This window comes from Flectobacillus rivi (assembly GCF_030056655.1).
GTDB lineage: Bacteria > Bacteroidota > Bacteroidia > Cytophagales > Spirosomataceae > Flectobacillus > Flectobacillus rivi.
Genome location: NZ_JASHIE010000015.1, coordinates 122,873 through 135,945 on the forward strand (window position 1 = coordinate 122,873; position 13,073 = coordinate 135,945).

A 13,073-nucleotide genomic window follows, 5' to 3' on the forward strand; every position below is an offset into this window, starting at 1 on the left:
CCCAATCCAATTAAAGCATAAATCATGCCAAGCAAGGATTGGATTTTTCTTATATGATTAACCTTATTTTTTCATGAATCTATGGCGAAAATGGGGGTTATACTTTTACCAAAAACTGCCATTTGGGGTAGTTTAAGGCATAATCTGCTTCAAAGCTCTAGGGAATTGAGATAGTTTTATAAATTTGTATCTCAACAATGCAAAGACTATGCTCAAAAGCTTTTACAATGAATCTCTAATCGAGGCAGGGCTCGACGAAGCTGGACGTGGATGTTTGGCTGGTCCTGTGGTGGCGGCGGCAGTAATTTTACCCAAATATTACGAACACGAACTCTTAAATGATTCGAAGCAACTCAGCAAAAAACAACGTGAATTACTTCGTTTAGACATTCAGCGCGATGCCTTGGCGTGGGCAGTGGCAGAAGTATCTAATATCGAAATCGACCAAATAAATATTCTCAAGGCAAGTATGAAGGCCATGCATTTGGCAGTTGACCAATTGCAAATACGACCAGAACATTTGCTGATAGATGGAAATCGTTTTCCTAACTATCCGATGATTCCTCATACTTGTATTGTCAAAGGTGATGCCAAATTTCTCAGTATAGCTGCAGCTTCTGTATTAGCTAAGACTTTTCGAGATGATTTGATGACAGAATTGGCCCAAACTTACTCACATTACGGTTGGGAACAAAATGCAGGGTATCCTACCCCCAAACATCGTAAGGCTATTCAGGAATTTGGAACAACCCCCTTGCACCGAATGACATTTAAGATGTAAATTGAATAAATTTCATTACGCACTTTTCAAGAATTATTATGGGAATAAGAGCCTTTTTGGCAAAACCTTTTGCTGCTTTTGTGATTAATCAACGAAAAAAATGGGAGAAAAATGCCGTTGAAACACAACTAAACCTCATGAAGTCGTTGGTCCAACAAGCTTCGAGTACGCTTTTTGGCAAAGACCACAAATTCTCAGAAATCAATGATTATGAGCAATTTAAGCAAAATATACCTATCCATGATTACGAAGGACTAAAAAGCTATGTGGAGAAAGTCGTAGCTGGCGAGTCAGATATTTTGTGGCCAGACAAACCCTTATATTTTGCCAAAACATCTGGCACAACATCTGGCGTAAAATACATTCCTATTTCGAAAGAATCTATTGGATTTCATATCAATGGCGCTCGTGATGCTTTATTGAGTTATGTCCACGAAACAGGCAATTCTTCATTTCTTGACAAAAAATTAATATTCCTTTCTGGTTCGCCCGAAATGACGATGAAACATGGTATTCATGTAGGTCGTTTATCGGGGATTGTGAACCACCATGTGCCTGATTATTTGAGAAGTAATCAATTACCAAGCTATGACACCAATTGCATGGACGATTGGGAAGCCAAACTTGATAAAATTATTGATGAAACACTTCCTGAAAATATGTCCTTGATTTCGGGGATTCCACCTTGGGTACAAATGTACTTTGACCGTATTCAGGCTCGTACTGGCAAAAAAATCAAAGATGTATTTCCTGATTTTTCAGTCTTTGTATATGGTGGGGTAAATTTTGAGCCTTATCGTGCCAAATTATTTGAATCTATTGGCAAAAAAGTAGATTCTATCGAAACCTATCCCGCCTCGGAAGGATTTATCGCTTATCAGGATTCTCAAAAAGCAGAAGGATTGTTATTGCTTTTAAACTCTGGGGTATTTTACGAATTTATTCCAGCAGAAGATTATTTCAAACCAAACCCTCGCAGGTTACATATTGGTGAAGTAGAGTTAGGGGTAAATTATGCCCTCATTATGAATACCAATGCAGGTTTGTGGGGCTATTCGATTGGAGATACGGTCAAATTTGTTTCTCTCGATCCATACCGTATTGTGGTTTCAGGACGTATCAAGCACTTTATTTCTGCTTTTGGGGAACACGTAATTGGCGAAGAGGTAGAAAAGGCCATGCAATATGCGATGCAAAAACACCCTGAAGTAGAATTAGTAGAATTTACGGTTGCACCACAAGTAACACCACCAGAAGGTGGTTTGCCTTATCATGAATGGTTGATAGAGTTTGCGAAAGTACCAAACAACCTTGAAGCTTTTGCTCATGATCTTGATGAAAAACTTACTCAGCTCAACGTCTACTACGACGATTTGATTACGGGAAATATTTTGCAAAGACTCAAAATCAGAGCCTTAGCGCCAAATGCCTTTATCGACTACATGAAGTCTCAAGGTAAATTGGGAGGTCAAAATAAAGTCCCTCGCTTGTCGAATGACCGTAAAATTGCGGATGAGATATAAGTAAGGGGAAAGTAAACAGGGACAGAGGCACAAAGTTGTAATATCACTTTGTGCCTCTGTCTTTTTAGTCATATCTGCTGCTATTGCTCAATTTTGGTGTTGAGTTTGCTTAGTTGCTTTACATCTACCAATCTAATCACATCTTTTTTAGAGAATTTGATTACCCACAAACCTAATAAATCTCCTTTTTTGCGAGAATCTAAACTATCAATTTTTGTTTTTGTCACAAGTTCCTGCAACTGTGTTTTTGAAATACCTTTCAATTGATTTTCCAATACAACTGGAGAGGTAAAATACAAATGTTCTTGGTCTTCGCTCATTTGAATATTATCAATCTGAGGCAAATGATTTTCGGCATTGTATTGATACGCATCTAATATTTCATTCACTTTTTTGCCCAACGCTGGATTTTGTAATTTGATTGGGCTTCCGATTTCGATACCAATACGATACGTTTTTTGCAAAGAATCGATAACACGAACATCGAGGATATTTTTGACTAAACTTTTGTTTAAATCCTGTGTTATTTTTTTCCCCCAATCATCTACTTGCGCTGTAATTTGTGCGCTATTGATACGTTTTACCTGTCTTTCTTTGAGTTCTTTTACAGCCGCAGTTGTATCAACTCTCTTGCTAAAATCACAAGATTGTAAGCCTGTAATGAGGGCTAATAGCCCAATTCCAAATGTTAGTTTTTTCATTGCGATATCGATGGTTTTGCCATTTTACAAATATACTACAGAGCGTAGTCTAGTAAACAAAAAAGCCTCTATTGATTTAGAGGCTTTTTTGTTTTAGTTTTTGGCTGTAGGCATTCGGCAAAACTGATTACTTATTCTGTAAAAAGAAGTATTTGACTTTATTTCCGAAATCAGACATTCCCAATCCACAATCGTATTTTACCATCTGCCACGTCTACCTCGGTATGAGTAGCGTGAATGTCCTCTGTCTGGGACAACAATGACAGTTCTTGGAGGGGGAACTACATATCTGTATGCTGGACGACCATAATAAGGTCTGCGATAACCATAATCATATCCGCGTACATGGGTCACACACGATGACACTAATGTTGCAAGTCCTATCAATAGAGCCAATAAGAGGCCATATTTTTTGAATTTTAGATTTTCCATAGCTTTAAATATTTGATAGTCAATTAAGAAGTTAGTATCAATTAGACAAATGTATCTTTAGGAGGTTTATTTCAATGTATTAAAATCAAAAGCCAATAGGTGTAGCTGAAGGAAAAAATGTATCTCTAACGAACCAAAATTCAAGAGAATCATCTTTTCTTTTGCAGGTATCTGTACATTAGACAATAACCACACATTTTTCCCCTATTTTATGGGAAAGAATTTTGTATCTTTGCACCCTGAAAATGAGAAATATAAATTGGGTCAGAACACAAAACAGTTAACTATTCCTTCACTGGCTCATAAAACATATAACATCCACAACCAATGATAGAACAACTAGAAGCCATCCGAGAACGCTTTGAAGAGGTTGCTCAACAAATTACGCAACCAGAAATCGTTTCGGATATGAAGAAATTCAAGACGATTAGTAAAGAATATAAAGACCTCGAAAAGATTGTTAATCAATACAAAGATTATCAAAACGTATTATCGAATATCGAGTCTGCAAAAGAGGTAATTGCTACTGAAAAAGATGAAGAGTTTCGTGATATGGCTAAAGCTGAATTAGAAGAGCTTTTGCCTCAAAAAGACGAAATGGAAAGTGTATTGAAAGAATTACTAATTCCAAAAGATCCTAACGATTCTAAAAATATCATTCTCGAGGTTCGTGCTGGTACAGGTGGCGACGAGGCTGGTATTTTTGCGGGCGACCTTTTCCGTATGTACCAACGCTTTTGCGCAAACCAAGGTTGGCAGTTCCAAATCATGGACTTTACCGAAGCTTCGTCTGGTGGTTACAAAGAGATTATCGTAAGTGTACAAGGCGAAGATGTATATGGTAAAATGAAATTTGAGTCGGGTGTACACCGTGTACAACGTGTGCCTGCTACCGAATCTCAAGGTCGTATCCATACCTCGGCAGCAACTGTTGCGGTACTTCCCGAAGCAGACGAAGTAGATGTTGTAATCAACATGAACGATATTCGTAAAGATACCTTCTGTTCGTCGGGTGCGGGTGGTCAGTCAGTAAACACCACTTATTCGGCGGTACGTGTAACTCACCTTCCAACAGGTTTGGTAGTACAATGTCAGGATGAGCGTTCTCAAATCAAAAACTTTGAGAAAGCAATGACGGTATTGCGTTCACGTATTTATGAAATTGAATTAGAAAAACAACAGTCGGCTATTGCAGGTAACCGTCGCTCGATGGTAGGATCAGGTGACCGTTCTGACAAAATCCGTACATACAATTATCCGCAAGGTCGTGTAACCGACCACCGTATTGGTTATACAGTTTATAACCTTCCTGTAGTAATGGATGGTGAAATTGGCGATTTTATCGATAACCTTCGTATTGCTGAAAATGCAGAGAAATTGAAAGAGGGAGCTGTTTAAGTATGAATGCAAAATAAAATAGCATTAATACGCTCTAGGCTATAAGCCGTAGGCATTAGGCAAAAAATTATATGCATGATATTGAGAAATACTTTTTGCTTATGGCATATAGCTTCATGCCTATTGCGGGTAAAATTTAATTTTTGTGCTTTAGGCTTTCAGGTATCGGCTTTCAGAGATGAGCTTTGGTGAAAAGCATGTCTTTGGTTATTAAAAACATGTTAACACTCTTTGCCTGTTGCCTTGTGCCTAGGCATTTTAAATCTGATTTTGCACAATTACTTGAATCACCGTTTATATAAAAGCTCATGTCAAGAAATTGGCATGAGCTTTTACTTTTTCACCTATTTGTCTTTTTACTTAAGGTCTTTTCTTGGCGATAAAAAACCTACCTACTTCACATTCAAGCACAGTTGATATTCTTCCTAAGTCAGTGACGGACATAGACACTCTGTCATTTTCAATTTTCGATAAATAGGATTGTGACATACCGAGTAACTCGGCAAGATGTGATTGTTTGAAACCTTTTTCTTTACGAACTTTTTTGACGATAGAACCTCTGAATTGCATAGAATTAATGTTTGGAGATTAAATTAATTTGTGTAGTAGTAACGTATGTATAAACGTTACAAAAGTACGCTTTCGTGTAGAAATATTCCTGTAAAGAATAATTGAAATGTTAAAAAGCTTGTAAACGGTCATTTTAGCATCAAACTTTGCTTCATACACATACTACTTACACTTAGTTTTAATATTTCTATGCGCAAATTGTATCTATGGGCTTTATTCCTATTAACTACCTTTCAAAGCCTTTCTCAGACCTTAAGTGGCTATGTCCGTGAAGCTAAAAGTCAAGAATCCCTCAGCGACGTACACATTCGAGTCAAAAATACTCGTATTGGGACCACTTCCAATGTATATGGTTTTTACTCCATCAAACTTGATGCAAGTCGGGAATATGAGCTGGAGTTTTCGAAAGTGGGTTATCAAAGTTTTTCAAAAAAAATGCTATTGATAGCAAATCAAAATCTTATCGTCGAGCTCACGCCATCTAATACGCTTTTGGAGGAAGTAAAAGTTCATAACACTGACAATGAAGACCCGAGTATGCTGTCTTTACAAATGTCTGATGTAAAACAGTTACCTTCTTTTTTAGGAGAAAAAGACGTCTTAAAAACTTTCCAACTATTACCTGGGGTTCAAAAAGGCAATGAAGGCTCACAAGGGCTGTCGGTACGGGGTGGTGGCTCAGATCAAAATTTATTAATGCTCGACGACGCCGTTGTGTACAACGCTTATCATTTATTTGGTTTCTTTTCAGTATTCAACAACGACGCTATCAAGCAAGCAGACCTTTATAAAGGAGGCTTCTCGGCCAAATATGGCGGACGCACTTCTTCTGTATTAGATATGCAAATGAAAGAAGGGAGTCACGAAAAATTTCATGGAGAAGGCAGTATTGGGCTACTCAGCAGTAAAATTACCTTGGAAGGACCCATCAAATTCAAATACCCTACTTCCTATATTGTTTCGGCTCGTAGAACCTATGTAGACTTAGTTTTACCCAGAAGCCTAGACTTGAAAAATACCAGTTTTTATGATTTAAACGCCAAGATTAATACCGAATTCAATGCGCATAATCGCTTGTATTTGAGTGGTTATTTTGGAAGAGATGTCTCAAAAGATGTTACTAAGTATAGGACTTCGGGTTTTGGCTGGGGCAATGCCACTGCAACACTTCGATGGAATCACCTTTTTTCAGATAAGGTCTTTGCTAATACTTCCCTAATTTTTAGTCACTTTCGATTTAAGATTTTTCAAGAAGAAAGTTTTGGACAAAAATTCTACGAAGAATATTACTCTCAAATACAAGATTTTGGGTTGAAATCTGATTTTGACATTTATCTCAATCCTGCTCATACACTCAAAGCGGGTATATTGGCAACCCATCACCAATTTACCCCAAGTGCCTATATCTACAATCAATATTCGCAAAGCATAAACACCGATAGAATTAAGCAAACCAATGGTATAGAAAGCGCTATTTATCTTGAAGACACTTGGCGTATTTCAGAAAAAATGCAGGTACGTGCTGGCTTAAGAGCCTCCAATTATTTTGTAGATAGCAAAGCTTACCATAATCTCGAACCTCGCTTGAATGCTTCTTTTCAGGCTACTAAAAATTTGAGCATTACGGCTTCTTACGCAAGAATGAGCCAGTATTTGCACTTATTATCCAATTCATCATTAGACTTGCCAACAGACCTATGGGTTTCGTCAGGTTCCAAAATTCCTCCTCAACGCTCAGACCAAGTGACTTTGGGTTTTACCAAAAACTTCAGCAACTCTCCTTTTTCTTTATCTGTAGAAGGTTATCATAAATCTTTAGAAAACGTGATTGGATACAAGGATGGAGCCAGTTTTTTACTATTAGACATCAAAGCCAATAAACGATTGGATGGCTCTAACTGGGAAGACAATATTGCTATAGGCACTGGAAAGTCCTACGGAATGGAAGTTTTGCTACAGAAAAACACAGGTCGCCTAACAGGCTGGATTAGTTATACGTTGTCGCAGGTCAAACATCGTTTTGCTGACCTAAACAATGGGAAAGAGTTTTTCCCTCGCTACGACCGTCGTCATGCTTTATCGTTGGTTGGTATTTATCAGCTCAAGCCTCATATTACCTTGTCTGGTTCGTGGATTTATGCCACAGGCAATACCCTGACTGTTCCTATTGGGCAATATATACCCGAAACGCATCAGTTCCCTGTCCAGTCAGACTACCCACCTTCAGGTGGATCGCTTATAGTGGCACGTGTTTATGATGAAAGAGGAAACTTTAAAGCAGCTGACTATCATCGTTTGGATGTGAATGTTCGTTTTTCAAAACAAAAGAAAAAATTTCTGCGTGTCTGGGAGTTGGGCGTATTCAATGCTTACAACCGTGTAAATCCTTTTTACTATGAAAGTCAAGACGCTCCTAATTCGACACAGCGTAAACTTTACCGCAGAGGTTTATTTCCTATTATTCCATCTATTAGTTATCAAATCAAATTCTAACCTATGAAAAAGTGTATCTATCTTTTTGTCCTACTGCTCACGATGTGTAGTTGTGAAAACTTTGGTGTTTTTGAGGAAGATTCTATCGTAAAATCAACCACCCAGCCCTATGTATTATGTTTTTTATCGCCTCAAGATACCGTCATTCAGGTGACAGTCAAAATGACGACACCCACTGTCGGCGAGGGCTCAGGCACTTCAAATCAATACATTAGTAATGCTAGAGTAATTTTAAGAAATGAACAAAATCAAGAGGTAATTCTTCAGTGGAATGAACAGTTGAAAAAATATATTTCGTCAAAAAACTTTTTCAAAATTGAAGCTCATAAGCAATATCGCTTATTAGTCACTACACCCAAGGGAGATAGCGTTTCTGCCAGTTGTATCATTCCTAGCACGATTGACTCCAATACGGTCTCTGTAACCAGAGCGACTTTTAATCTTGAAAATCCTATGGCTTCTTTGCCATACTATTTACGGTGGAAAGATATTGGAAACGAGAAAAACTATTATGCTGCTTTTGGTCTCAACTATGAAACAGATACACTTGAACACAAGACCTATCTTACAGGTGTAGATGCGCAGCGAACTATTTCTGACGACAATATTCAAAATGGCATAATCGAATATCCGATTGTAGGCGGTATCTATCCTTACAAAAGATTGGAGAAAAGCCATACAGGTAATTTTATGTTTTATATCTGTCAGACCGACGAGCATTATTATCGTTACCACAAAGAGTTTTCACAAATCAATGACCTCTCCAGTAGTGAGCCCATGAAGCTATATTCAAACATGATAGGGGGATATGGCGTTTTTGCTGGCTACAACGGCGTAATGCTGAGAGCAGACAAATGGTACGAATAGTAGTGGCTATTGCGGATTTGGGATTTCAGATTGCGGAAATATACTTAAGTAGAAAGGAAGGATTAAATCAATAGTATACCTGAGGTGCAGCTAGGACATAACATTTTGATTATGAACACCTTCAAATAACCGATATACTATTAACTAATAACGTCTTCCGACTTATAATTTAAAAAGTGGGCTATACTTCCGAAATCCAATATCTGAAATCCGCAATAGTTTAAATTCTTACTTATTATGCTTACCAAGGCGGCTCAAGGTTTCGCGAGAAACGCCCAGATAGGCTGCAATCAAGGTTTTTGAAACCCTTTGGAAGAGTTGTGGATATTGAGTCAAAAGTAAATCGTACTTTTCTTGAGCTGAGTTTTGCAATAAAGACAAAATACGTTTTTGGAGTGCTACATAACCAGCATTAGACTTTTTCCTAAAAAAGTGTTCCATTGAATGCCACTTGCGACAAATTTCCTCACGTGCTTCGTAGGTAAGCTCCAATACTTCACAGGGCTCTAGGGCTTCTACGCACATAGTGGCACGTGCCTGCGAAGCGTGTGCAGGGAAATCTGAAACCCACCAACTTTCTAAGGCAAATTGTACGATATGCTCACGCCCATGCTCGTCGTGACAAAAGGTTTTGAGGCACCCCTTTACCACAAAATATTCTTGTAAAACAGTTTCTCCACCACGAATGAGCAGATCTTTTCTTTTGACCTGTTTGGGTTTAAAGAAAGTAAAAACCTCTTCGAATGTATCTTCGTCAATCTCAACAATTTCGGCAATATGGTTTCGTAAAAAAGTCTTTGCATCCATAAAACAAAAATACATTGGTATCGACGAATACCAATGTATGGAGGCAAAAGATGTATTATTGAGTGAGTGATGGTAAGTTGAGGGGTTGGGATAAAACCCTTTTTTCTAAATCTCCAATCACCCATTCACCAACTGTTCTTCCTCGTAAGTCTTCCAGTCTATATACCCTTCCAACATCAAGCCATAATGTAGTGCTCGGTTGGGTGGGGTCATTGGCCAATTGTTCTTGAGGCGTTCCACCAAGTCTGGATTGGCGATAAAGTCTTCTCCAAAACCAGCCAAATCAATCAAATTAGTATCGATAAGTTCTTGTGATTTCTGACGATTCATACCTCCTGCCAAAATAATTACGCCCTTATACCAAGTACGAAAACGCGACAAGAATCCATCAGGCAAAGCATAACTACCTCTCGATTGTTGGTCCATGAGATGGATAAATGCAATGCCTCTTTTGTATAACTCTTCAGCTAGATACTGATAGGTTGAGTCTATTTCGTCATAATGTGGCAACTCGTGCATACCTCCATAGGGGGTCAAACGAATAGCTACTTTTGAAGCACCAATTTCGGCAATACAAGCATCTATAGCTTCGAGCAAAAATCTTGAGCGATTTTGAATCGTACCACCATATTCATCGGTACGATTATTAATCATTGGATTTAAGAACTGCTCAATCAAATAGCCATTTGCTCCGTGAAGCTCTACCCCATCAAAGCCTGCTTCGATGGCATTTTTGGCAGCTTTTGCAAAATCTTGTACTACTTCTTTTACCTCCTCAGTCGTCAAAGCACGAGGTTTTGAACATTTCACAAAGGTCTCTTTCCCATTTTCATCATATCCCCAAGCAAAAGAATTTTCTGCTTGAATATCCGACGCCCCTACTGGCGCCTGACCATTGGGCTGATTGGATACGTGCGACACACGTCCGACATGCCACAACTGGGTAAAGATTTTTGCACCTTTTTGATGTACTGCCGAAGTTACTTTTTTCCAACCTTCAACTTGTTTAGCAGTATAAAGCCCAGGGATATGTAGTACTCCCATAGCCGTATTCGAAATGGCTGTTCCTTCGGTAATGATAAGTCCAGCGCCTGATCTTTGCTGATAATAAAGTGCATTATTATCATTTGGAATGCCATCGAAATTGCGCGCACGTGTCATGGGCGCCATCACAATTCTATTTTTCAATGCCAATGTTCCAACCGTAGTTGGTGCGAATAGATTGATTGTTGAGTTCATTTTTTAAAAGGTTTAAGGGAACAGGCACAGAGGCACAAAGTGTAAAATGAATTTAAAGTCAATCCCTCTGTGCCTTTGAACCTGTACACTTTATCACTTATTCTTCAATACAAGAACCACTTCCTCTGCCATTTTCTTTGCAGATTGAGGGTTTTGACCTGTTATTAATTTGCCATCTACTACTACATATTCAGACCATGCTGGAGCAGAGGAATAATGGACACCACGTTTTTTGAGTTCGTCTTCTAAAGAAAATGGTACAACTTTCTCTAGTTTCACGGCAATTTCTTCCTCATTTGAAAAACCTGCTACATTTTTTCCTTCTAGTAAATAGCGATTATTGCCCAAACGAATATTCAATAAGCCTGAAGGTCCGTGACAAACAGCACTAACCACACCGCCTTTTTCATAAATTTTACTCGCTATTTTGGCTAATTCCTCATTATTGGGAAAATCCCACATGGTACCATGTCCTCCTGCATAATGAATGGCTAGGTAGTTCGAGGCTTTTACTTGTTTGGGTGTAAGTGTATGATCTAACTTGTTTTTGTAAACAGCATTTTCCCAAAACTCTTTATTTACTTGGTCTGTCAAATCAAATCCGTCAACAGGAGGCTGCCCGCCTTGTGGACTTACAAAGTCAACTTCGTAACCAGCTTTGGTAAATACTTCCCAAGGGTGACTTACTTCGCTCAAATAATATCCTGTTTGTTTCCCAGTATTACCTAATTCGGCATGACTTGAAAGCACCATTAAGATTTTTCCTTTTGATTTTGTCTGGGCAATACCCCAGAAGGACAACACGCTCAGAGCGATTGTCAATACGATGTTTTTCATAAAATAAATAATTTGATTGTGGATTTCGGATGGTGGATTGCGGAAGAGTAATCTACTTTTTAAGTTATGTTTTGTAAAAAATAAAAGTATTTCCTGCATTTCCGAAATCAGAAATCCCCAATCCGAAATTGTTAGAGCCTAGCTCATTCACTAAATACGCCATAGTCTGTGTATCCTGTAGCACCACCTCCAAAGTATTTGGTGCGGTCGCCTTCGTTGAGAGGCCAGTCATTTTGCAATCTGGCAGGTAAGTCTGGATTAGCAATAAACGGACGACCAAAAGCAATCATATCTGCCCATCCTTCCGCCAAGGCTTTTTCTGCACGCTCCTTACTATACTTTCCTGCGTAAATCATGGTACCTTTAAACGCACGACGAAGTGCAGTTTTGAAAGCAATAGGCATATCTGGTGCATTATCCCAATCTGCTTCAGCAATATGGATATATGCTACACCCAAATCTTGTAGCAAAGTTGCCGCTGCCAAGTACGTTTCTTCAGGGTTATCATCGACACAGCCTTGCAGTGTAGTCAAAGGCGCTAACCTTACTCCTACACGCTCTTTACCCACCACTTGACAAAGAACCTCTACAACTTCCTTCAAAAAACGAAGTCGGTTTTCCAAGCTTCCTCCATACTCGTCGGTGCGAGTATTGGCTTGACTGTCGATAAATTGATTGATAAGATATCCATTGGCTGCATGTAGCTCTACTCCGTCAAAACCAGCATCTAGCGCATTTTGAGCAGCTTTAGCAAAGTCTTGGATAATTGACTTGATTTCAGGAATGGTTAAAGGACGAGGAGCTGAGTGTTGAATCATACCACCAACACCCGCTTCTGGGCCTTTATTTTCTGGATCGATAAATACTTTTACCCCCTCAGCTACTAGAGGCGATGAAGATACTGGCGCTTGACCATCGGGTTGTAAAGAAGTGTGCGATACCCGCCCAACATGCCATAGTTGAGCAAACATTACTCCGCCATGTTGATGAACGGCGTTTGTGACTTTTTTCCAGCCTGCTACTTGTTCTGGCGTATAAATCCCAGGAGTCCAAGCGTAGCCTTGACCTTGCTTAGATATTTGTGTTCCTTCCGAAATAATTAAACCTGCAGATGCTCTTTGGCTGTAATACTCGGCCATTAGATCGGTTGCTACGTCACCTTTTGCAGCTCTCGAACGTGTCATAGGTGGCATGACAATACGATTCTTAAGCGAAATATTTCCTAACGAATATGACTTAAATAACATAACCCATGTTGTTTTGATTGATGTTACAAAGTTCATACAAAGTAGGCACTCGAACCTGTGACCTAGGTCACAAGTTTACACTACGTAGGGACAAAGGCAACAGGCACAAAGGCACAGAGTGTTATTTTATGAATCATAAACCCACTTTGTGCCTTTGTGCCTATGCCACTTTGCCCCT

Annotated in this window: 12 protein-coding genes; 5 read left to right on the forward strand and 7 right to left on the reverse strand. The window is 39.0% G+C overall.

Annotated elements, in window-relative coordinates; translation table 11 throughout:
- Positions 1-208: 208 nt before the first annotated feature.
- Positions 209-781, forward strand: a complete 573-nt coding sequence (rnhB, locus tag QM481_RS19930) for a ribonuclease HII (RefSeq protein ID WP_166552363.1) — start codon at positions 209-211, stop codon at positions 779-781.
- Positions 782-819: 38 nt separating this feature from the next.
- Positions 820-2,304 carry a GH3 auxin-responsive promoter family protein gene (locus QM481_RS19935; RefSeq protein ID WP_283383037.1) on the forward strand — a complete coding sequence of 495 codons (1,485 nt, stop codon included), beginning with the start codon at positions 820-822 and terminating at the stop codon, positions 2,302-2,304.
- An 80-nt stretch (positions 2,305-2,384) separates the two neighbouring features.
- On the opposite strand, the gene QM481_RS19940 is transcribed toward QM481_RS19935, so the two are convergent.
- Both QM481_RS19940 and QM481_RS19945 read right to left on the reverse strand, forming a co-directional pair.
- Positions 2,385-3,005 (reverse strand): hypothetical protein, encoded by a 621-nt coding sequence (locus tag QM481_RS19940; protein WP_166552361.1) that lies wholly within the window; start codon positions 3,003-3,005, stop codon positions 2,385-2,387.
- A 198-nt stretch (positions 3,006-3,203) separates the two neighbouring features.
- Positions 3,204-3,359, reverse strand: a complete 156-nt coding sequence (locus QM481_RS19945; RefSeq protein WP_166552360.1) for a hypothetical protein — start codon at positions 3,357-3,359, stop codon at positions 3,204-3,206.
- 405 nt (positions 3,360-3,764) lie between these two features.
- Here QM481_RS19945 and prfA point away from each other — a divergent pair, with 405 nt between their 5' ends.
- The gene (gene prfA, locus QM481_RS19950) at positions 3,765-4,835 is read left to right on the forward strand and encodes a peptide chain release factor 1 (RefSeq protein WP_166552359.1); all 1,071 of its coding nucleotides are present in this window, start codon (positions 3,765-3,767) and stop codon (positions 4,833-4,835) included.
- A 360-nt stretch (positions 4,836-5,195) separates the two neighbouring features.
- Here prfA and QM481_RS19955 read toward each other — a convergent pair whose 3' ends face one another.
- Positions 5,196-5,405, reverse strand: coding sequence for a helix-turn-helix domain-containing protein (locus tag QM481_RS19955; protein WP_166552358.1), 210 nt, complete (start codon positions 5,403-5,405; stop codon positions 5,196-5,198).
- 189 nt (positions 5,406-5,594) lie between these two features.
- Between QM481_RS19955 and QM481_RS19960 the strand changes: the two genes are divergently transcribed.
- Both QM481_RS19960 and QM481_RS19965 read left to right on the forward strand, forming a co-directional pair.
- Complete coding sequence (locus tag QM481_RS19960; protein ID WP_283383038.1) at positions 5,595-7,898, forward strand: TonB-dependent receptor; 2,304 nt, start codon at positions 5,595-5,597, stop codon at positions 7,896-7,898.
- 3 nt (positions 7,899-7,901) lie between these two features.
- Positions 7,902-8,765, forward strand: coding sequence for a DUF4249 domain-containing protein (locus tag QM481_RS19965; RefSeq protein WP_283383039.1), 864 nt, complete (start codon positions 7,902-7,904; stop codon positions 8,763-8,765).
- 228 nt (positions 8,766-8,993) lie between these two features.
- Here QM481_RS19965 and QM481_RS19970 read toward each other — a convergent pair whose 3' ends face one another.
- From QM481_RS19970 to QM481_RS19985, 4 genes are all read right to left on the reverse strand, one after another.
- Entirely contained in the window at positions 8,994-9,572 is a 579-nt protein-coding gene (locus tag QM481_RS19970; RefSeq protein ID WP_283383040.1) for a Crp/Fnr family transcriptional regulator, read from the reverse strand.
- A gap of 117 nt (positions 9,573-9,689) precedes the next feature.
- Positions 9,690-10,811 (reverse strand): alkene reductase, encoded by a 1,122-nt coding sequence (locus tag QM481_RS19975; RefSeq protein WP_283383041.1) that lies wholly within the window; start codon positions 10,809-10,811, stop codon positions 9,690-9,692.
- A gap of 93 nt (positions 10,812-10,904) precedes the next feature.
- On the reverse strand, positions 10,905-11,648 hold the full coding sequence (locus QM481_RS19980) for a type 1 glutamine amidotransferase domain-containing protein (RefSeq protein WP_283383042.1): 744 nt from the start codon (positions 11,646-11,648) through the stop codon (positions 10,905-10,907).
- A 143-nt stretch (positions 11,649-11,791) separates the two neighbouring features.
- The gene (locus QM481_RS19985; RefSeq protein ID WP_283383043.1) at positions 11,792-12,895 is read right to left on the reverse strand and encodes an alkene reductase; all 1,104 of its coding nucleotides are present in this window, start codon (positions 12,893-12,895) and stop codon (positions 11,792-11,794) included.
- Positions 12,896-13,073: the final 178 nt, after the last annotated feature.